The following is a 19,376-nucleotide window of genomic DNA, read 5'->3' on the forward strand; positions in this document are numbered from 1 at the left end:
GATTTCTGGCGCATCACACTAGCGGTGGTTTGTTGACGGCGGATCGGGGCGGTAGAGGTCAAGAGGTCTGCCGGTGGCGACGGCGTCGATCAGTGCCTGGAGTTCGCTGGGTGGAGGCTGGGCTGTCCAGGCTCGCCAGCAGCGTTGCAGCATGTTCCAGGGCACCAGCCAGCCACGGACGGCCCGGATCGCGCGGGGCCAGCAGGGCAGTTGGGGCGGATGATGTTCTGTCCCGCCCCCTCTCTGCCGCTCTTGACGGTGTATCAGGCTCAGGTGTCGGGTCGACCGACGCCGGTGGCGGTGGGGCGAACCAGGTGTTCCAGCAGAAGCTGAACGCGCAGTTGACCAGGGTCTGGTGGCGGCGGATGGCGGTGTCGGAGCGGACCTGGAAGTCGGCCCAGCCGAGTTCGTCCTTGACCTGCTTGTAGCTCTGCTCGACCCAGTGCCGCAGCCCGTAGATCCGCACGATCTCGGCGAGGTCGGCGGGCAGGTAGGGCGAGGCGGCAACGCGCGGGGAGCCGGGTCGGGGCAGATCGGTGGCCAGATACCAGGTCGCCTTCGCCGGCAGGGTGGCCGGGTCGGTGGTGGCCACGACCAGGCGGACGTTCCCGTCCGGGCCCCACCAGCCGAGCCGGGCCTCGGCGGCCCACCAGGTGGCAGTGTGCCCGTCGCGGAAGGTGCGCTCGATGCGCGTCCAGTCCCCGGGGTGGTCGGCGTCGGTCCAGGTCAGAGCGTGAGCGGCATCGACGGGGGTGTAGGCGTCGGTGCCGTAGGACCAGGTGCCGTGCCGGGGCTTGAGGGCCATCACGAACGCCAGGCCGGCTGCGTGCAGGCCGGCGCGGAAGCTGTCGTGGTCGCCGTAGGCGCAGTCGGCGGCCACCGCCCTGAAGACCAGCCCGGCCGCCTTGGCCTGGGCGGCCAGGGCCACCGCGATCTGCAGTTTGGACTGGAAGCCCGGGTCCTTCTTCCCCTGCGGGAAGTGGTGGGCCGGGGTGTAGGGGCGGGCGTGCACGGGGTAGTAGACGCGCTCGTCCGCCCAGCAGGTGGTCACGGTGACCACACCCCGGTCGATCTTCCCGACCGAGCCCAGGTACTGCTTGCCCACGTGCGCGGTCGCCGTCCCTGACTTGCGGTCCCCGGAATCATCGATCACCAGCACCCCGCTCCCGTGTGGCGCGGTGGCCGGATCGGCCAGCAGCAGCTCCAGGCGGCGCCCGTTGACCTGGTGGTTGTCCCAGGTCGACACCGCTCAGGCCGCCGCCGGATGCCGTGACGAGGCCGAGCAGATCCTGCTCGACTGCCGTTCCGTACAGCAGCCGCTTGAGTTCACGCTCGGCGTCCCGCTTCACCGCCTGGGCGGATGCGGCACTCCCCAGCTCTCGGACGATGCTCTCGTCCCGCAGCGGATGATCATCGGGCACATCAGCCGGCAGCGGTGGGTCGGGGCGCCCCGCCACGACGATCCGCATCCCGGAGAGCGGATCTGCGGGAAGGAGGGCGGCAATGCTGTGTGCGTCGGGTCCTGCCACCACCCCCCGGTCCTCGTCGAGGCCATCCACGATCAGCACCAGTCGCTCGTCCCGGTCCTGACACAGCGCTGCCGCGTCCTGGAGCAAGGCCCGGAAGTGCGCATCGCGTGTCGCTTCCGTCAGGTAGGCCAGCATCGGCTGTTCCAGCAGTTCCGCCAACTGTTCCAGGACGACATCGGTAAAGGCGACCCGGTCGCTCTGGCCCGCGTAACGAGCCGTCACAAAGAAGGAAACCACTCGCACGCCGGGTGGCGGGTGCAGCACGAACCACGACATCAGCGCTGACTTGCCCGCCCATGCCGCGGCACGCCACCATCCGTACGCGCCCGGTCCGGGTCCTGAGCAAAACTGCGCCAACTCCGACAACTCGCGCTCGCGGTCGTACAGGACCTGAGGGGCGATCAACCGTACTTGGTGCAGATACGCCGACCGCACGACCGGTCCCGCCACAACGGTCACATTGGCCTGGAAATTGCCGTGACCGATCTGGACACCCTTGGCGCCCCAGAGGTCGATCCGTACGCCCGGATCGACCTCGTCCCCGCTCATGCAAGCTCTGTTCCGTCAGGAGAACGTGTTGGTCTGGGTGTTGTGATCACCGATCTGCAGGCCCTTGGCTTCCCGAGCGTCGACCGTGTACTTCGCCGTCCGTTCTCCGGACGGGTCGAGCAAGGTCAGCAATTGCCTGGCAGAGGTGAGAATCTGATCGTCCCGGTCTGCCCCCGACCCCACGAGGTATTCGCGCAACTGCGCCTCAAAGACCCCGGGCTCGGTTTCTTCCGCGTCCAACACCTCGACTGCCTGGCCGTCATGACTGGCCAACTTGGGCCTGAGCAGTTCCCTGAGCCCGGTGTAGGCATCCCGGATGCCGGTGCTCGTCGCGTCGGTGATACCGCCGCCCACCCCAGCCGCCAGCGCCGCCAGTATCAATTCAAGCCCGGTCACCACAGCCTCCCCGTTCCTTGACCATGCCGATTGTCGCATCCTCCCGCCCGAGCAGGTAGGCCATCGCAACTCCGCTCTCTTTGCCCCGGCAGCCATGGACGAACGGCTTCATGCCGCGACTCGGAGTGTCAGCGAATGCCCGAGTCGAAGGGGTTGTGACGATGGTGAACCGTCCGATCGTGACGGTGCCGGGCACACACTCGGGCAGTCGGGTGACCGCCGCGGACGCCACGGTGGCCACGTCCGTGATCACGCTGATGCTCGTCTCGTCGCAGGTCTCCGTGACGTGGGTGAGGTATCCGGTCCAGCGCGTGTTGCCCCGGCGGACCCACCGGGCCCCGGTTTCGTAGGGCGACTCGATCCGGATCCTGGCCGGTGCCAGGCCGTCCCGCTCGGTGCGCGGCCGCAACTGCCCACGGGCATCGACGACGAAGTGCTGCACCATGATCTGCCGCAGTACTTCCAGCATGGGTCCCAAGACCTGGCCGGGGCGATTCTCCCGGAAGCGTCCGAGCAGGTCGCGGGCATCCAGGCCGGTTTGGGTGAGCCGGGCGACGGGGTGACTGGGCTGGCTGCACATCCGCACCGGCCGCCCGTATCGTTCACCCCACTCGGCCGTCACCAGGCCGTCCAGCATCTCGGGCGCGTGGCGGGCCAGTTCCTCCAAGGCCGCCCGCACCGCCTCGGTGACCAGCTCCAGCCGGGTCAACTTCCTTGCTGTGGCCAGGACATGAGTGGAGTCGGTGCGGTGTCGTCCGCGCTCCTTGACCAGCCCGGCCATCCGCAATCGCTCCAGCATGAGATCCAGCAGGGCATCTGCTCGGTCCCCCTGGGCCAGTCGGTCGCGGAAGTCGGACAGCACACTGTGGTGGAAGCCCGGATCGTCAAGTTCCAGGCCCAGGGCGTACTTGAAATCGATTCTGCAGCGGACCGCTTCGGCCGCCTGCCGGTCGGACGGCCCGTGCAGGAACTGCAAGCACACAGACCGTGGCCAGCTGGGCCGGCGACAGCCCGGGCCGGCCGTCCTGTGGATACCAGGCGATGAAATCCTCGTCCCGCCACAGCCCATCCAGCCGGTCCCGCACCCATATCGTCGTCGTCCCGCAGGGATTGCTCGCCCGAGCCACCCGCGCGGTCAGGGGCGGGATCTGGACACCGGAGCGCGGGCGGATGGACATCGGGCACCTCACGTACGGCAGTCAAGTTCATGAACCACCCTGAGCATGCCCGCCGATCAAGCCACCGCGCCTGAAGTCCTCAAGAGTCCCGACAGAATCGCTCACCCTGTACCAGCAAGCCGTGTAACGGGCGGTCGCGCACAATGTAAGAAGCGCGTTGCTTTTCCCCGTCGAGCGACCCGTATTTGAACTACAGAACTAATTGACACCAGGGAAACGTACCCCTCACGGCACTGCAAAGGGGGAGATCGACCTTGGGTTCCATGACTGAATCCCTGCCAGTAGAGGCCACCGAACTGACGGCCGCCACGCTGTTCGATCAGATAGGAGGAGAACCGGCCGTAGAGGCAGTAGTGGATCTCTTCTACGACCGAGTGCTCGCCGACCCTTTGTTGGCTGATTACTTCGGCGGGGTCGAGATCGGCCGCCTCAAGCGCCACCAACGACTCTTCATCGGGCAGGCATTGGGGGCCAAGCGCCCCTTCCCGGGGCGCACCATGAAACGGGCACACGAAGGTCTGGCAGTCACGGACGCAGCATTCGACCGGGTCGTCGAGCACCTGGCCGCATCACTCGCCGATGCAGGGCTCGATGAGAAGACAATCGGAAGCATCGCCGAACTCCTGCTACCGCTCAAGGCCGACATCGTGAGGGCCTGACCGGGCCATCGTCGGCGCTGCGGTACCTCGCCGAGATATCTGCCAGGGCGGAGAGCACCTTCTGTTTCACAAGGAATGAGGGCGGGTGCTCCGGGCCGGTACAGGTGCCGTGACAGATCGTCGGTGCTATCCCCAGGCAGCAGGGCAACCTCGCCGACGGCGTACTGATCAATCTGCGACAAGCGTGCTTTCAAGGTCGTCGCAGAAGCTTGCAATCAACGGTAGGTGTCACGGTTCGTCTCCGGTTGTCGTCTTCCTGAAGGGTACAAGGGTGGACGTGCTGTCCCGCAGCAGTTCCGCCTCCGCCGCGGCGACTTCCGGATGATGCAGGTCGAAGGCCGGGGATTCGCTGCGGATCCGCGGCAGAGTGAGGAAGTTGTGGCGCGGCGGCGGGCAGGATGTCGCCCACTCGAGAGATCGGCCGTAGCCCCACGGGTCGTCGACCTCGACCTTCTCGCCGTACTTGGCCGTCTTCCACACGTTGTAGAGGAAGGGCAGCACCGACAGACCGAGCAGGAACGAACTGATCGTCGAGACCGTGTTCAGGGCGGTGAAGCCGTCGGCTGCCAGGTAGTCGGCGTAGCGGCGTGGCATGCCTTCGACGCCCAGCCAGTGCTGGACGAGGAAGGTGCCGTGGAAGCCGGTGAACAGCGTCCAGAAGGTGATCTTGCCGAGGCGCTCGTCAAGCATCTTGCCGGTGAACTTGGGCCACCAGAAGTGGAATCCGGAGAACATTGCGAAGACGACGGTGCCGAAGACGACGTAGTGGAAGTGGGCGACGACAAAGTAGGAGTCCGTGACGTGCAAATCCAGTGGCGGTGAGGCCAGCAGGACACCGGTCAGGCCGCCGAAGAGAAAAGTGACCATGAAGCCCGTCGCCCACAGCATCGGAGTCTCGAAGCTCAGGGACCCTTTCCACATGGTGCCGATCCAGTTGAAGAACTTCACTCCTGTGGGGACGGCGATGAGGAAGGACATGAAGGAGAAGAACGGCAGCAGGACGCCACCGGTGGCGAACATGTGGTGGGCCCACACGGTTGCCGAGAGGCCGGCGATCGAGATAGTCGCGCCGATCAGGCCGAGGTAGCCGAAGACGGGTTTGCGGCTGAAGACCGGGACGACCTCGCTGACGATGCCGAAGAACGGCAGCGCGATGATGTAGACCTCCGGGTGTCCGAAGAACCAGAAGAGGTGCTGCCACAGCAGTGGTCCGCCGTTGGCGGCGTCGAAGACGTGTGCCCCGAACTTCCGGTCTGCCTCCAGGGCCAGCAGCGCGGCGGCGAGCACGGGGAACGCCATGAGGACCAGCACCGCGGTGAGCAGGACGTTCCACGTGAAGATCGGCATGCGGAACATGGTCAGGCCGGGGGCACGCATGCAGATGATGGTGGTGATGAAGTTGACCGCCCCGAGGATCGTGCCAAAGCCGGAGAGAGCCAGGCCCATGATCCACATGTCGCCGCCGATGCCCGGCGAGTGGATGGCGTCGTTGAGGGGGGCGTAGGCGAACCAGCCGAAGTCGGCCGCGCCTTGCGGGGTGAGGAAACCGCCTACCGCGATGAGCGAGCCGAACAGATACAGCCAGTAGGCAAGCATGTTCAGCCGGGGGAACGCCACGTCGGGCGCGCCGATCTGGAGCGGCATGATCCAGTTGGTGAAGCCGGCGAACAGGGGCGTCGCGAACATCAGCAGCATGATCGTGCCGTGCATCGTGAACGCCTGGTTGAACTGCTCGTTCGACAGGATCTGTTTGCCCGGGCGGGCCAGCTCGGCCCTCATCAGCAGCGCCATGACCCCGCCGATGAGGAAGAACGAGAACGACGTGACCAGGTACAGCGAGCCGATCGTCTTGTGGTCGGTGGTGGTCAGCCATGCAACGACGGTCTTGCCGCCTCGCGCCCGGCCGGGAGGCCGCTCGGCTTCAGGTGCAACTGCTGCGGCACTGCCCGATGTTGTCACTGTGACACTCCTCCGGTTAGCGGTCGTCGAGGCCAGCCCTTCCAGGGTGACCTCCGCAAGGCGTGAAGGGTCCCTCCGTGCAGGGACGTCATGTACGTGCCGGGTCGGGCGGGGAGAGGAAGTTGGTGCGCGAGGGTCAGGCGGTGAGCAGGGTGATGCCGAGGAGCAGGAGTGCTGTTGCCTTGATGACCTCGCATGCCACGTAGTACAGGTGGGCGTGGGAGCGGGGTAGTTGTTCTCCGGCGAGGACGGGGTCGGACCGGCGGTTGAGGCTCGGGCGGATCAGGCCAAGTTGTCCCGCCAGTGTCCCTGCCACCACGACGGCAAGGATGACGACCGAGGTCGAGGGCCCGCTTCCTGCGATGACGATGAGGACGGTTGCCGCGAGCACGGTCTCGACGAGGTTGAGCGCGCGGAAGACGATGCGGCCGATGCCGAGGCCGATGGGGATGGTCACTCCCGGAGCCCGGAATTTTAGGGGCGTCTCCAGGAAGGAGATGGCCAGCACCATGCCGAGCCAGGTGAAAGTGACGGCTCCGGCTACCGCGGCTGACGTGGTGTTCACTGCTGCATTGCCTTTCTCTCGATTGGAGTTGCAGTCGTGCGCCATGCTCGCCGGGAGCCCGTACGGGGTGAGGCATGACCGCCAGGTGCTGCCGGACCTCCACGTGTAGTTGTCCGGCCAAGGACTGCCGGTGTACTCAGAGAGCGGGCCAGGCGGCCAGATGCGCGGCGAAGTCCGGTGGTGAGACCACGACCATGAGAGACGCCGGTAGCGGTCCGCGATTGACGAGGCTGACGCGTTCACCGGTGTCGATGTGGGCGGCGCAGCCCAGGAGCAGGGTATGCCGGTCGTCTCCGTGATGGAGGTCGACCGAGCCGGAAAGCGGGATGAGCACTATCTGGGAGGCTCCGTGCGCGTGCTCGGGCAGCCGGCCGCCGGCTGGAATCTCCATGTGGACGACGGCGACCTGGTCGGAGACACCGGGAGCGATGAGAGCTTCCGCGGTCGGGCCGCCGGGAATGGGGGCGCGGCGCACAGGTGTGGTCCCGGCGTTGGCGACGTGCATGCGGTGGCTCCTCGTGGTGATGTGGCGGCGGATGGATGCCACCTCCACGGCGGTGGCGATCGGTGTCGGCGGGCTGCGGGCTACGCGGCGCGCGTGGGGGCGAGGTGGGCGAGACAGACGTCGGGTTCGGCGAACGGCTGGAGCCGGGTAGCGTCGACGGGCGCGCCAAGCTGGGCCAACGCGCCTTTCATGAGGCCGAGGTGGAGGGGGCAGACGATCTGGCCGTATTCCTCGGCGAGTTCGAGGAAGGGGCAATGCCGCAAGCGGATACGGTCGGGCGCTTCACCCGGGTTCCCGCCAGTCTGCGGGTCGAAGCCGAGGTCGGCGAGGAGCTCGGTGAGCCGGTCGATCGCTTCGCGCTCGGTCACCGTGTGGAAGGGCGGCGCCGGTGGCATCAGATGCCGGCCCCAGGCGCGGCCGGCCTCGACGGCGGTCTCGGTGTCCGTTTCCTCCAAGGCGAGCTGGCTGAGCAGGATACGGGCCAGCAGCTGATAGCCGCGTTTGCCGCCACGATTCATTCCGCGGTGGGGCGCGTAGACGGTGCGGGGGCGTCCCGGCCCGGTCGATGCCTCCAGCGTCCGTTCCACGGCGCCCTGCGTCACCAGCGCCTCCAGATGGAAACGGACCGTATTGGGATGGACGCCCACCGCCTCGGCGACGTTGTTGACGCCCAAGGGCGCGTCGGCGTTGCGCAGGACATCGAGCACGGCGCGGCGGCGCGGGGTCTCCCGGTCAGGTTCATGATCACGGTTCATGGTCGTCAGCCCTGCCCGTCCTGGGGTGGCAGGGCGGCGATGAGCGGGTGATCATGCTCGATGAGGCCGAGCTTGGAGGCGCCGCCCGGCGAGCCGATCGCGTCGAAGAACTCGACGTTGGCCCGGTAGTAGTCCTTCCAGTGGGGCGGGGTGTCGTCCTCGTAGAAGATCGCCTCGACGGGACAGACCGGCTCGCAGGCCCCGCAGTCGACGCATTCGTCCGGGTGGATGTAGAGAGAACGCCTCCCCTCATAGATGCAGTCGACCGGGCACTCCTCGATGCACGCCTTGTCCTTCACGTCCACGCAGGGCTGGGCGATCACATAGGTCACGGCATCCTCCTCCCTTAATTTTTACGAATCCTACATGTAATAATGGTGCACACCGCAACGGCACGAAAGGGGGCGCTGTGACTTCGTCATCCGGCGTCTACATCCAGTCGACCCAGACCGATCCCGAAGTGCAGGCCCGGGCCGTGATCCGTGCCTGCCACGAGCGGCTGCATGCCATGATCGCCACGCTCGTCGAGCCGGAGTCAGTGACCGGCGGTGGGGAGACCTGTGCCCGGCCCCCCAGTGCCTGGTGCGCTGGCGAGCTGCGCCGCCATCTCGCCGCACTCGACGAGACGCTGTATGCCGCCGCAGCCCAGGTGCCCGAGACCCAGCTGGTGGTACGCGCCCTGCGTATCAGCAGTGCCACGCTCGTCCAGCGCATCGATGCGCTGGACGCCGCCGAGGACAGCACCGCCACGTCGGGCGCCGCGAAGGCGATCGAGGCCGTGCTGTCTGTGCACCAGGCAGTGGAAGAGATGGTTTTGCTGCCTGCGCTCGCCGCTCTGCCCGGCGCGGTACTGCCCTTGCTGGTAGCCGATTTCCAGACGCTGCTGGACGGCGGCAGCCTCGGCCCCCCTGCCGTCATCGACGTGCGCGGCATGCCGCGCGAACAGCGTCACCCTCGTATCTTCGCCCGCTACGCCCGTCTCGCCCCGGGCGAGACGTTCACCCTGGTCAACAATCACGATCCCAAGCCGCTGCGCGGGGAGTTCGAGGCCGCCCACCCCGGCGCATACACCTGGACCTACGTAGAGGAAGGCCCAGCCCAGTGGCAGATCCGCATCGGGCGGAGCGCATCCCATGACTGACACACACGCCGCCCCCGGATCAGGCACCACTGCTCGGCAAGACCAGCCCCCGGCAGACCGGACGCCGACGCCCGCCGCGGATGTCCTGTGCGATGTTCAGGAGCTGACCGGACTCCCTGTGGACTCCTCCGGAGCCCTGTGGAAGCTCGCTGAGTCCGGACGCCAGCTCGATGCCAATCTCGTGCATCTTCCCGCCGGCCGCGGCGTCCACACGCACACCGAGCCGGAGCTGGACGTTCTTCTCCTCGTCGTCGCCGGCGCCGGCACACTGGAAACGCCGGAAGGGGCGAAGGCCCTCGCCCAGGGCAGCCTGGTGTGGCTGCCGTGTGGATCCGTCCGCAGCATCACCGCGCACAGCGAGGGGCTGTCCTACCTCACCGTCCACCGGCGTCGCCCAGGCATGCAGATCCGCTCCCGACCGCCCTGGGACGGAGCGTCACCCCCGGCGGGCTAACGAGTCGACCGACCACCGCAGCCTCCCTGCAGCCGCCGGGGTGCTGGGCCCGCCGCCACCTCGCACACCTGCGGACTGTCGGGGCTCGCACCAGCAGGAATGGTGCTGCCCTTCCCGCCGGGGTCTCCCGCCCGGACGCACCCCGTACGGTGAGAAGGGAGGAAGGAATCAGGACCGCCGGTTCGAGTAACACCGTGCACTGCGCAAGTCGGGCGGAGGAAGCGATGAGCGAGGACGGGCTCGGGGACGCCGGGCGGTACCTGCCCAGTCTGCGGCTAGACGAGCTGCTGGCCGAGCTGCAGATACGCATTGATGCCGTGCGCGGCACCCGGGGCCGGCTGCGCGGCCTGTTGGAGGCGGTGCTGTCGGTCGGGCGGGAGCTGGATCTGACGCACGTGCTGCGGAACATCGTCGAAGCCGCCGTCGTGCTGGTGGATGCCGAGTACGGGGCACTGGGCGTACTCGGCGACGATGAGAAACTGTCCGAGTTCCTGGCGGTCGGCATCAGCGACGAGCAGTGGTCCGAGATCGGGCCTGTCCCCAGCGGATACGGCATTCTCGGCGAGCTGATCCGGCATCCCGAACCCCTGCGCCTGCCGGACCTCTCCCAGCATCCGGCGTCGTACGGATTCCCGGCCCATCACCCGCCGATGCACTCCTTCCTCGGGGTGCCGATCCGGGTGCGCGACGAGGTGTTCGGCAACCTGTACCTCACCGAGAAGCGCAGCGCGAAGGAGTTCGACGAGGAAGACGAGGCGGTCCTGTCGACTCTCGCGGTGGCCGCCGGCGTCGCCATCGAGAACGCGCGGCTGTATGAGGAGGCGATGCGCCGTGAGCGCTGGATCCTGGCCAGCGGGGAGGTCACCCGCAGCCTCTTGATCGGGGCACCGAGTGCCGAGGTCCTGGAACTGATCGTCGAGAAGGCGCGTATCATCGCCGGTGCTGACGTCGGGATGATCGCGGAGCGCGTGCCGGGTGAGAAGACACTGCGGCCGATGTTTGCGGTCGGTCTGTACGCCGAGCGGCGCACCGGTGTGGTGCTGTCCGACAACGACGTCTTCATCCGGGCCGCGTTGGAGACGGCGCAGCCTGTGGTGAGTCCCGACATCCGGCAGGACGTCCGTGCCGGGCACGGGGATGCGCAGTGGACCGGGCTCGGACCCGTGGTTGCGGTGCCCTTCGGCACCATTGGCAGGCCCCGCGGTGTACTGCTGCTGGGCCGAGTGACCGGCGGCCGTGCCTTCAAGGCAGCCGACACCGAACCGCTCCTCGGCTTCGCAGGCCAGGCGGCACTGGCCTTGGAGCTGGCCGAACGGCGCCGGGAAGCGGAACAGATCGCGCTGCTGAAGGACCGTGACCGGATCGCGCGAGATCTCCACGACCTGGCCATCCAGCGGCTCTTCGCGGCCGGCATGACACTGCAGAGCACCCAGCGCTTCGTGGAACACCCCGAGGCCGTGGAACGACTGACACGGACCGTCGACGACCTCGACGACACCATCAAAATAATTCGTTCCACCATCTTCGGGCTGCGCACACACAGCGACGGCACGCAGGAGGGCAGCGGATTGCGCGGCAGGGTGACCAAGGCCGTCAACGCCTCAGTCACCTCTTTCGGATTCCCGCCCGCGCTGCAGATCGAGGGACTCGTGGACACCGAGGTCCCTGACGACATCGCGGACGACACGATCGCAGTGCTCGGCGAGGCACTCAGCAACGCAGCCCGGCACTCCAGGGCCCGAGCCGTGGACGTCCGGCTCCGGTGCGCCGGGGGCGAGCTGATCCTCACGGTGACAGACGACGGCCACGGAGTGCCGGACGGCGCCTCCCGCAGCGGGCTGAAGAACATGGAGGAGCGCGCCGTGGAGCGCAACGGGACGCTGATAGTTGGCCAACGAGCGGAGGGCGGCGGCACACGCCTGGTATGGCGGGTGCCTGTGAACTGGACCGACTGACCGGATGCACCACCGCAATGGAGCACGTGTACGCCCACGAAGGCCCCGGGGGTAAACGGCATACGGCGCGTTCCGCCCGAGACCAAGCCATACGGATGTCGGCTGTCTGCATCGGCCATGACAACCCGATGAACGCCATCACGGACAACGCCTATGCCACGGCATGGCGGGAGCTAGCCTGCTCCCTCCCACGGCCAAGGGCGATCCTGCCCATCTCGGCGCACTGGTAGGTACCCGACGGCCAGGTCACCGCCGACGCGCACCCTTCAGCACTCCACGACTTCGGAGGCTTCCCTCCGGTCCTGTTCGACGTGCAGTATCTGGCCGGCGGCTCACCCGAAGTCGCGGCCCGGATCTGCGAGGCTGGCACCCCCCTATCGAACTCGATACCCGGTGGAGACACGGACTGGACTACGGTTCCTGGTCTGTGCTCATCCATATGTACCCGGACACCGATATCCCCGTCGCTCAACGGGGTATCGACGAAACCTCCACCCCTGCCCACGCCGACGGACAGGAGCGCGACAGGCAGGTCGACGCCCCCACGGCATTCCGCTGCCGAAATATCTTCACGGCCAGCGCATGCCACTGGTGCCGAGGGGGGAGCAGCCGGGCCCCGGGAGGGGTGCGGGCGGTCTCCCGCTTCCGCACCCCGGGCTCACGTATGGCGCACGAATGAGCGGCGCCGACTCCGTTCATCAGCAAAAGGCGCCTGCGCTTGCCGTACGGAAAGGTACGACAAGCGGGACGGTCTCGTCGCTCCCTCTTGCGCGGCAACCATCCGTAAAACGCGCCGAATCAAGGCATCTCTGCGGCGCGCAGCGTCTGCGACGGGGTCTCCCCGAACCGCTCCCGGTAGCGCCGCCCGAACCGGCCCAGGTGCGCGAACCCCCACTGATGGGCCACCTCAGCGACCGTCGTCGTACCCCGAGCAGAGACCAACAGCTGCTCGCGGACACGTTGCAGGCGCACCTCGCTCACATAGGCCATCGGCGGCATGCCGACGTGGATGCGGAAGGCTTCCTGCAGGGTGCGGACGCTGACCTGGGCAATGGCCGCGAGTCGGGCCGCGTCGTACGGCTCAGCGGGCATCTCCTGCACGGTGTCCATGACCCGCTTGATCGCGCGAGGTCGCATTGGGGGCGGCGGAGCGTCAAGACTGGCGCGGTAGGAGTGGTCGGCGGCCAGTAACACGCCTTCCAACAACGTGTGTTCGAGCCGCCCGCGGATGAGCGGCGAACGCAACAGCCCGTGTGAGACGCTCCCATCCCCCAGGCTCCACATCGCCAGCTGCGCCCAGCTACGGCCAGGGCCGCGGGAGACGTCGAAGCCCGGCTCGAACGCCGGAGCACGCCGCAGCGGCCGGCCCAGCAGGATCTCCAATGTGTGGTGCAGGGCCAACTTGTCGATCTTGACCGTGAGGGAGTGGCAGTCGCCCGACCAGTCGTCGACCCGGATATCACGTCCGGGGTCGAAGAAGAGGGCCCGTCGTGCAGTACCGAATGCCGCGTCACCGCGCCCCTGCCGAACACTCAAGCAGCCTTCCACCGGCACGGCGACGTGGTAGACGTCAGGCTCGCCGAAGCTCATCCGCATCTCGGTGCCGAACCGGATGGCGCCGACGGTCAGCGCACCCATCTCGACGACACTGAGGTTCGTGAAGAAGTCCGAAGCATTACCCGTCACTTGGAGGAACAGGTCGTAGTAGTGGGCTGCGATCGCCGCGTGGGCCTCATCCAAGGAGGGCGTCACATACGTGCTGAACTCGGCGGCGCCGTCCTCTTGCACGACCAAGGCGTTGCCTCCCCTGTCTCCCGCTCGGCATCTTCGGCCAGGACGGCACGCGAGAGACTGCCTTACGGACCCGCTCGGTTTCGCGAGATTGCGCGCCTTCCCCCGGAGGGAGCTGCGCCGGTGTCGTCGGTTTGCCAATACTCCGCGTCGCGGCCCTGCTCGGTTCGTCTGAACGGAGCCATCCCTTGCAGATGACCTGATCCGAAGGGCCGACCTGCACTCTCGCGCCGACTGGAACCGAGTAGATCTCATCGCTCCGGTCGGCCAGGGGTCCCGGGCTGTTCCAGATGACTGGCGATAACTGCTGCCTGGACTCTGCGCTGCACGCCCAGTTTGGCCAGCAGCCGGGAGATATGGTTCTTCACCGTCTTCTCCGACAAGTAGAGTCTCCCGCCGATCTGCCGGTTGGTGAGTCCATCGCCGATCAAGGCGAGAATGTCCCGCTCGCGGGGCGAGAGGCCGGCCAACTCGGGAGCGACATCCCGTTCCTCGGCCGGATCCGCACGCAGGGAGCGCATGAGCCGGGCCGTCGTGGCAGGATCCAGCATCGGCTGACCGGACGCGACGGTGCGGACCGCCGAAACGAGGTCGGACCCCTTGATCTGCTTGAGGACATAGCCCGCGGCGCCAGCCATGATCGCATCGAGCAGGGCCTCCTCGTCGTCGAACGACGTCAGCATCAGACAGGCCAGCTCCGGCATCTGGCTGCGCAGCTCCCGGCAGACGGTGATCCCGTCGCCGTCCGGCAGCCGCACATCGAGGACGGCCACGTCCGGGCGCAGCGCCGGACCGCGCGCCAGCGCGTGGGACAGGCTGCCCGCATCCCCGACCACCGAGATGTCCGCTTCGGTGTCCAGAAGGTCGGTGAGCCCGCGCCGCACCACCTCGTGATCGTCGACCAGGAAGACCCGGATCGGGTCCTGCTCGGTGAAGGTCCGTGCCTCGGCCATGGCGACCCCTCGTTCCCGGTGGATGGCGGACCACAGACTGCCTCTCACGACGATCATCGTCTTCCAAAGACGCGCGCACTAGGGCCGACCGGCCCTAGTGCGCGCGTCTTTGGCCTACCCCGATCGGCCCACCCGCAACGGTCCAGCGGCCCCTGCCGGTACCCGCTTGGTGTATGGCACGTTCGTGGCAGTGCCAGATATTTGTGCGAGGGGGTGTGACCGATGCGGAAGACCACGCGCACCAGGGTCCGAGGCTGGCAGTGGCGGCCTAATGAGCTCCGTCGGCACAGTGATGTGCTGGAGGCGCGGATCGTGCTCCTCACGTGGGCGCTGGCGGTGGCCGGCGGTGTCGCTGCGGGCATCGCCGGCGCAGACGCCATGGAGGGCGTGGTGGAGCGCCAGCGGGCGCAGACCACGCCCGTCTCCGCGCTGCTGGTGCGTGAGGTGCCGGCCAGTACCCGCAATGTGGAAACCGGCGCCGTGTACGGCCAGGTCGTAGCAGAGGTGCGCTGGACCGACCAGGACGGAGCCGTCCGGACGGACTGGACGAAGGCGGACCCGGGTACCAAGGCCGGTGCGGCCCTCACTGTGTGGACGGACGGTCACGGCCACTTGGGTCCCTCGCCGATCAGCCAGGCTCATGCAGCGGGACTGCTCGCGCTGACAGGGGCGAGCACCGCCGCCGCCGGGGGCGCGCTTGTCCTGTTGGGGGGAAGGGCGGTACGCAGGCAGGTGGAAGAGCGGGCCACGGAGTGCTGGGGCACGGAGTGGGGCCAGGTGGGCCCGGGGTGGGAGCACAAAACCGGCTGATGGCCCTTCCACGCCCCAATCTGCCGGTGCGGTAAGGACGCGGGAGCCCCTATCGCACCCCACCCGCGTGTCTGTTGGTCGATGGACAGGCACGCGCGTTCTTCCTGTGGACGGATCGTGTCATCTCCCGGACCAGCAGAGGGTGATGACGGCCGTCGACCAGGCCGCCGACGCGATAAGGGAAAGCCACAGCCGCGAGCGCCCTGTCCACCCCGAGCCTGGTGACGGCGACCGCCTGTATGGCACCCCTCGCGCGCGAGGTACACGGCTATGGCCGCGGTTCCAGGGCTGATCCGGTGGGCGCGGCAAAAGGGCGTGGGGCTGGCGGGCGCGTTCTCAGCGGCCGGCCAGCCGACACGTTGCACGGGTGACGGCCGTGTCCTCCGAGACCGCCAGGTCAGCGCAGAACCGAGGGACTGCCGGACGGGGCATACAGGTCCAGAAGGCGGGTCCTGGACGCTCGCAGCCGATGTGCGAGGACGTCTCCCACCCACTGGGTCACCGCTACGCCCAGCGCGGGATCGTCCTGGCACAACGCGCGTACCTCCGGTGCAGGGAACTCGTAGGCGCGTACCGGGCTCATCGCCTCGGCACCCAGATGCCAGGTGTGCGGCGCGAACAGCCAGGACCAGCCGACGAGTTCGTTGTGCCCCAGCGCCTCGATGACCGCTGCCCGGCGGCCGGGTACGTGCATGTCGAGGGCGACGGTGCCGGTCCGGATGACCCAGAGCCGGTCGGCGCACCCGCCTTCCTCGAAGAGGCGCGCCCCCTGGGGGAACGCCACCTCCCTGGCGACGCGCATCAGCCGTTCCTGGTATTGCGTGGGCAAGGCCCGCAGCATGCTGGATGGGGAGGAAGTGCTCATGTCTGCCTCTTCCTGAAGAGCCGGGACCTCCTGTGCGAGATCCATGTCCGTGCCAGCTGCGGGCGGAGCCGCTGAGCTGGTCGATCCGACGCGGACGCCGCGCGGGTGAGGCGCGGCCGACCTCAGGTGTCTACCTACGGGGGTTGTGCTGAGGACGGGCCGGTTTGGCCGCTCCGTCGTTGCGGGCCGCTGTCTCGTCTGCGGGTAGGTGCGCGATGAGCACGGCCGCTTAAGGACTCGCGGGCCGTCACCCGAAGGACTACGGCGTCACGTTCCGTCCGGTCGAGGGCCACGCTGCACTGTGTCCCGCCTGCCATGTACCTCTGGGACGAGGGAGGGTCTTACTTCTCCAGTGTGTGCCTGTGTGCCGGCCCTCGCCATGGGCCACTCGGCCCGGAGACCAGGCCGTTCGGCGCAGCGCCTGGGCAACCGTCGTCGAGAGGCAGGTCCAATGCGGCTGCTGCGCTCCGGCCAGCCCGTGGTGCTGCCCCGTGCGTCCGGCTGTCCGGGTCAGCTGTCGAGGGGCAGCGGAGGCAGGGTGAGCCGGATGCCGGTGACCAAGGCGGGGTGGATGCGGACGGCGTAGTCCATCACCTGGTTCGTCCAGGGGCGCAGCATCGAGCGGTAGCGGGCCAGTTCGCCGGGATCGGTGATCAGACAGGCGTATCCGGTGACGACGACGCTCCAGCCGAGGTGGGTGTCCGGGTCGATGGCGTCGGCCTCGTAGGCGACGACGACGCCTCGTTTGTCGGCCTCCTGGGCATGGGATGTCAGGGCCGCACCCTCGGGGGTGCGGATGATGACGTCGCCGCTGTCCAGGACGTGATTGACGGGACGGATGGTCGGGAGCGCCTGCCGGGTGAAGACGATCCTGCCCAGCGAGACCCCGCCCAGCAGCCTGAGTGCCTCGTCGCTGTCGAGTTCCACGGACTGGCGCGGCTCGTCGGCGATCGCCCGGTGGTTACTTGGCATGGTGGACTTCCGTACGGTTTCGCCGCCCGTTCCGTGTCGCGGGCGGGGCGACTGGCTCCTTCAGGGCTCGGCCTGACGAGGTCAATCGAACGGGCATCGCGCCCGTTACGCCAGGGCCGTTCGGTCCTTTGTGCCCGGACCGTCTGACCCTGTCCGCGGGCGGGAGCGGCCTCTCAGCCGGCAGCCGCACTTCCGCAGACGTCGTCGCCGCGGTGGCCCAACCTCTCGGCCTCGACGTCGACGACTCCGTCCACACCGTGGCACAGACGCACCACGAGCGGGATGAGGGACTTGCGATCGACCGTGCCGCTCAGGAAGACGTGGCCGTCCACGACGCGCGCCGCCACCGCGGAGCAGGCACCGCCCAGTGTGCGGACCAGCACGACCTCGGCGATCTCGTCCCGGATGGCCCGGTCCCCGCGCAGGAACACCCTCAATAGGTCGGCCCGGCTGACCACGCCGACAACCCGTTCCGCCTCATCCACGACCAGCAGCCGCTTGACGCGGTGGCGTTCCATCACCTGGGCGGCCTCCACGACCGTCCACTGCGGACGGCCGGTGACAGCCGGGCTGCTCATCAGTCCCTCGGCAGTGGTCGCCTCGATCCTGGCCCTATCCGCGGGCTGCGGATGCAGAGCCGGCAGCAGCCCGGCCGGGTCGAGCTGTCCCGCCTGCTTGTGCAGCAGATCCGTCTCGGCGACCACGCCCAGAGGGCGGTCGTCGCTGTCCACGACAGGCACGGCGGTGATGTCGTGATCGGCGAGCAGTCTGACGATCTCCTTGAAGCCGGTGTCCGGCCGCACTCGCACGACGGATGTGGTCATGAGGTCGCTCACCGTCCGGTGCTGCATGGCTTGTGTCTCCTCTTGTGCGCGGTTTCCTTCCACCCTCGGCCGGCGTCGCCACGTCTCCAATGGGCCACCCGGCCCCCGTTTGTGGCCAACCCGCCCCAAGGCGTGTGGGGGAAGGAAGCGTTGAGACGAAGGACGGTTGCCGCCGATCCGAAGGATGGAAACGGTCCCGGAAGGACCGCGTCGCGAGGACGGGAAAGCCGACGCGCGCAGGCATGACGGACACCTCGGCCGCGCCCGCCGTTCGGCCCCGCCCATAGGGCCGTTCGGCCCATGTCGAGGACCTGCGGCCCCTGCCGCCCGTCCTCTTGGACCACGAGGCTTGAACCAGATCCTCCGAAGCATCTGAGTTCCGGGAGGTACCCGCCATGTCCCGTACCATCGCCGTAGGTCTCGACGGCTCCCCCGAAAGCCGTGCCGCCGCCGACTGGGCAGCCCGTGCAGCGAGACTCCGCGCCCTGCCGCTGAAGCTGGTCAATGTGTGGGAACCCGTCCCGGCGCCGATGGCAGAGGACCCGCTCCTCGGGGCCGACACACAGCAGCACTGGAGTCAGCGCATCCCCCGTGAGGCCGCCGAGAGAATCCGAGCACGCCACCCCGGGCTGGACGTCACCGTGGAGCAGCGCACCGGCTGGGCCGGCGAAGCACTGGTAGATGCGGCGAGGGAATCCGAACTGCTGGTCCTGGGGTCGCGTGGCTTGAGCGGGGTGGGCGGCTTCATGATCGGTTCCGTCGGCATGGCAGTGGTGGCGCATGCCGAGCGGCCCGTCGTCCTCGTCCGTGCCGGCGAACTGGCCGCCTTCGAGCACACGAGAGATCCTGCCGGAAGCCCCTCCGCCGATACCGCGTACCGGCCCGTTGTCCTCGGTGTCGACACCGAACACCCCGACGGCTCACTGATCGAGTTCGCCTTCGATGCCGCCGAGCGCCGGGCCACCACTCTGCACGCCGTGCACAGTTGGACCGTCCCGCCCCACGACTGGTATGCGCCCTCCGCCAATGACCGGTTGAACGCCCAACTGGCCGTGAAGGAAGCCGCCGCCCTGACAGCGGCGCTGCGGCCCTGGCGGCAGAAGTTCCCGACCGTCGACGTGGTCGAGGATTCCCGGCCGGCCAGAGCCGCCGACCTTCTGCTGGACGCCTCCCGGGACGCCTCCCTGATCGTCGTCGGCCGCCGGATCCGCCGCTCGCCCCTCGGCGCCCACACCGGGCCCATCACCCATGCCGTACTGCACCACTGCACCGTCCCCGTGGCCGTCGTCTCGCACCGTTGACCAGACCCGAGGTGAGGGCCTCGACGGAACAGCACCTGATGGCCCTGCTTCGAACCCCTGGCCTCGCGGCAGTTGCCATCTGCCACCAGCGCCAGCCACGTCCCCGAAAGACAACATCGTCAAGCCATGACATCCCCTAACCCGACGTGCTACGGCGCCATCATCGGAGGTTTCCTCGCATGCCCAGACTGGCCACCCGCGCCCACGCCAGCCAC

General features: G+C 68.0%; 19 protein-coding genes and 1 pseudogene. 6 read left to right on the top strand and 14 right to left on the bottom strand.

Translation table 11 applies throughout. The features are described from left to right. Positions 1-58 precede the first annotated feature (58 nt). The 4 genes and pseudogenes from SSP08S_RS55965 to SSP08S_RS55970 all read right to left on the bottom strand — a co-directional run. Positions 59-1,243, bottom strand: a pseudogene (locus SSP08S_RS55965) (IS701 family transposase); the annotation flags it as partial. Next, positions 1,143-2,078 (bottom strand): P-loop NTPase family protein, encoded by a 936-nt coding sequence (locus SSP08S_RS26640; protein WP_019070689.1) that lies wholly within the window; start codon positions 2,076-2,078, stop codon positions 1,143-1,145. The pseudogene SSP08S_RS55965 and the gene SSP08S_RS26640, both read right to left, overlap by 101 nt. Positions 2,079-2,093: 15 nt before the next feature. Next, positions 2,094-2,474 (bottom strand): Het-E N-terminal domain-containing protein, encoded by a 381-nt coding sequence (locus SSP08S_RS26645; RefSeq protein WP_102133429.1) that lies wholly within the window; start codon positions 2,472-2,474, stop codon positions 2,094-2,096. Continuing rightward, positions 2,461-3,450 (bottom strand): transposase, encoded by a 990-nt coding sequence (locus SSP08S_RS55970; protein ID WP_051105983.1) that lies wholly within the window; start codon positions 3,448-3,450, stop codon positions 2,461-2,463. Before SSP08S_RS55970 ends, SSP08S_RS26645 begins: the two co-directional genes overlap by 14 nt. 465 nt (positions 3,451-3,915) lie before the next feature. On the opposite strand from SSP08S_RS55970, the gene SSP08S_RS26655 reads away from it, so the two are divergent. Next, positions 3,916-4,311 carry a group I truncated hemoglobin gene (locus SSP08S_RS26655; protein ID WP_078532527.1) on the top strand — a complete coding sequence of 132 codons (396 nt, stop codon included), beginning with the start codon at positions 3,916-3,918 and terminating at the stop codon, positions 4,309-4,311. Positions 4,312-4,539: 228 nt separating this feature from the next. On the opposite strand, the gene ctaD is transcribed toward SSP08S_RS26655, so the two are convergent. From ctaD to fdxA, 5 genes are all read right to left on the bottom strand, one after another. Then, entirely contained in the window at positions 4,540-6,270 is a 1,731-nt protein-coding gene (gene ctaD, locus SSP08S_RS26660) for an aa3-type cytochrome oxidase subunit I (protein ID WP_019070692.1), read from the bottom strand. 136 nt (positions 6,271-6,406) lie between these two features. After that, the gene (locus SSP08S_RS26665; protein WP_026178848.1) at positions 6,407-6,835 is read right to left on the bottom strand and encodes a hypothetical protein; all 429 of its coding nucleotides are present in this window, start codon (positions 6,833-6,835) and stop codon (positions 6,407-6,409) included. Positions 6,836-6,971: 136 nt separating this feature from the next. Beyond that, positions 6,972-7,340, bottom strand: a complete 369-nt coding sequence (locus tag SSP08S_RS26670) for a cupin domain-containing protein (protein ID WP_019070695.1) — start codon at positions 7,338-7,340, stop codon at positions 6,972-6,974. An 80-nt stretch (positions 7,341-7,420) separates the two neighbouring features. Continuing rightward, on the bottom strand, positions 7,421-8,095 hold the full coding sequence (locus SSP08S_RS26675) for a helix-turn-helix transcriptional regulator (RefSeq protein ID WP_019070696.1): 675 nt from the start codon (positions 8,093-8,095) through the stop codon (positions 7,421-7,423). A 5-nt stretch (positions 8,096-8,100) separates the two neighbouring features. Next, complete coding sequence (gene fdxA, locus SSP08S_RS26680) at positions 8,101-8,427, bottom strand: ferredoxin (protein ID WP_019070697.1); 327 nt, start codon at positions 8,425-8,427, stop codon at positions 8,101-8,103. A 77-nt stretch (positions 8,428-8,504) separates the two neighbouring features. Here fdxA and SSP08S_RS26685 point away from each other — a divergent pair, with 77 nt between their 5' ends. The 3 genes from SSP08S_RS26685 to SSP08S_RS26695 all read left to right on the top strand — a co-directional run bounded on the left by SSP08S_RS26685 (position 8,505) and on the right by SSP08S_RS26695 (position 11,645). Next, positions 8,505-9,236, top strand: a complete 732-nt coding sequence (locus SSP08S_RS26685) for a DUF2249 domain-containing protein (protein ID WP_019070698.1) — start codon at positions 8,505-8,507, stop codon at positions 9,234-9,236. Continuing rightward, positions 9,229-9,690 carry a cupin domain-containing protein gene (locus SSP08S_RS55975; RefSeq protein WP_051105984.1) on the top strand — a complete coding sequence of 154 codons (462 nt, stop codon included), beginning with the start codon at positions 9,229-9,231 and terminating at the stop codon, positions 9,688-9,690. Before SSP08S_RS26685 ends, SSP08S_RS55975 begins: the two co-directional genes overlap by 8 nt. Before the next feature lie 224 nt (positions 9,691-9,914). Continuing rightward, positions 9,915-11,645 (top strand): sensor histidine kinase, encoded by a 1,731-nt coding sequence (locus tag SSP08S_RS26695; RefSeq protein ID WP_019070700.1) that lies wholly within the window; start codon positions 9,915-9,917, stop codon positions 11,643-11,645. A gap of 798 nt (positions 11,646-12,443) precedes the next feature. On the opposite strand, the gene SSP08S_RS26700 is transcribed toward SSP08S_RS26695, so the two are convergent. Together SSP08S_RS26700 and SSP08S_RS26705 are read right to left on the bottom strand one after the other, a co-directional pair. Beyond that, positions 12,444-13,433: an AraC family transcriptional regulator gene (locus tag SSP08S_RS26700; RefSeq protein ID WP_245607967.1), complete on the bottom strand. Its 990-nt coding sequence runs from the start codon at positions 13,431-13,433 to the stop codon at positions 12,444-12,446. A gap of 254 nt (positions 13,434-13,687) precedes the next feature. Further along, entirely contained in the window at positions 13,688-14,389 is a 702-nt protein-coding gene (locus SSP08S_RS26705) for a response regulator (RefSeq protein WP_026178849.1), read from the bottom strand. Between the two features lie 222 nt (positions 14,390-14,611). On the opposite strand from SSP08S_RS26705, the gene SSP08S_RS26710 reads away from it, so the two are divergent. Further along, on the top strand, positions 14,612-15,199 hold the full coding sequence (locus SSP08S_RS26710) for an Rv1733c family protein (protein WP_026178850.1): 588 nt from the start codon (positions 14,612-14,614) through the stop codon (positions 15,197-15,199). Between the two features lie 397 nt (positions 15,200-15,596). On the opposite strand, the gene SSP08S_RS26715 is transcribed toward SSP08S_RS26710, so the two are convergent. From SSP08S_RS26715 to SSP08S_RS26725, 3 genes are all read right to left on the bottom strand, one after another. Then, entirely contained in the window at positions 15,597-16,064 is a 468-nt protein-coding gene (locus SSP08S_RS26715; RefSeq protein WP_026178851.1) for a Crp/Fnr family transcriptional regulator, read from the bottom strand. 510 nt (positions 16,065-16,574) lie between these two features. Continuing rightward, entirely contained in the window at positions 16,575-17,036 is a 462-nt protein-coding gene (locus SSP08S_RS26720) for a pyridoxamine 5'-phosphate oxidase family protein (RefSeq protein ID WP_019070705.1), read from the bottom strand. Between the two features lie 173 nt (positions 17,037-17,209). Next, a complete protein-coding gene (locus tag SSP08S_RS26725) occupies positions 17,210-17,887 on the bottom strand; it encodes a CBS domain-containing protein (protein ID WP_019070706.1) in 678 nt (225 codons plus the stop codon). Positions 17,888-18,255: 368 nt separating this feature from the next. Between SSP08S_RS26725 and SSP08S_RS26730 the strand changes: the two genes are divergently transcribed. After that, complete coding sequence (locus SSP08S_RS26730; protein WP_019070707.1) at positions 18,256-19,161, top strand: universal stress protein; 906 nt, start codon at positions 18,256-18,258, stop codon at positions 19,159-19,161. Positions 19,162-19,376 lie beyond the last annotated feature (215 nt).

Source organism: Streptomyces hokutonensis (genome assembly GCF_000376565.1).
Classification (GTDB): Bacteria; Actinomycetota; Actinomycetes; order Streptomycetales; family Streptomycetaceae; genus Streptomyces; species Streptomyces hokutonensis.

Coding starts and splice junctions, on each gene's coding strand:
- SSP08S_RS26655 (WP_078532527.1), top strand. CDS start 3,916: ATGACTGAATCCCTGCCAGTAGAGGCCACCGAACTGACGGCCGCCACG.
- SSP08S_RS26715 (WP_026178851.1), bottom strand. CDS start 16,064: ATGAGCACTTCCTCCCCATCCAGCATGCTGCGGGCCTTGCCCACGCAA.
- SSP08S_RS26670 (WP_019070695.1), bottom strand. CDS start 7,340: ATGCACGTCGCCAACGCCGGGACCACACCTGTGCGCCGCGCCCCCATT.
- SSP08S_RS26725 (WP_019070706.1), bottom strand. CDS start 17,887: ATGCAGCACCGGACGGTGAGCGACCTCATGACCACATCCGTCGTGCGA.
- SSP08S_RS26640 (WP_019070689.1), bottom strand. CDS start 2,078: ATGAGCGGGGACGAGGTCGATCCGGGCGTACGGATCGACCTCTGGGGC.
- SSP08S_RS26675 (WP_019070696.1), bottom strand. CDS start 8,095: ATGAACCGTGATCATGAACCTGACCGGGAGACCCCGCGCCGCCGCGCC.
- SSP08S_RS26695 (WP_019070700.1), top strand. CDS start 9,915: ATGAGCGAGGACGGGCTCGGGGACGCCGGGCGGTACCTGCCCAGTCTG.
- SSP08S_RS26705 (WP_026178849.1), bottom strand. CDS start 14,389: ATGGCCGAGGCACGGACCTTCACCGAGCAGGACCCGATCCGGGTCTTC.
- SSP08S_RS26730 (WP_019070707.1), top strand. CDS start 18,256: ATGTCCCGTACCATCGCCGTAGGTCTCGACGGCTCCCCCGAAAGCCGT.
- SSP08S_RS26710 (WP_026178850.1), top strand. CDS start 14,612: ATGCGGAAGACCACGCGCACCAGGGTCCGAGGCTGGCAGTGGCGGCCT.
- SSP08S_RS55975 (WP_051105984.1), top strand. CDS start 9,229: ATGACTGACACACACGCCGCCCCCGGATCAGGCACCACTGCTCGGCAA.
- SSP08S_RS26720 (WP_019070705.1), bottom strand. CDS start 17,036: ATGCCAAGTAACCACCGGGCGATCGCCGACGAGCCGCGCCAGTCCGTG.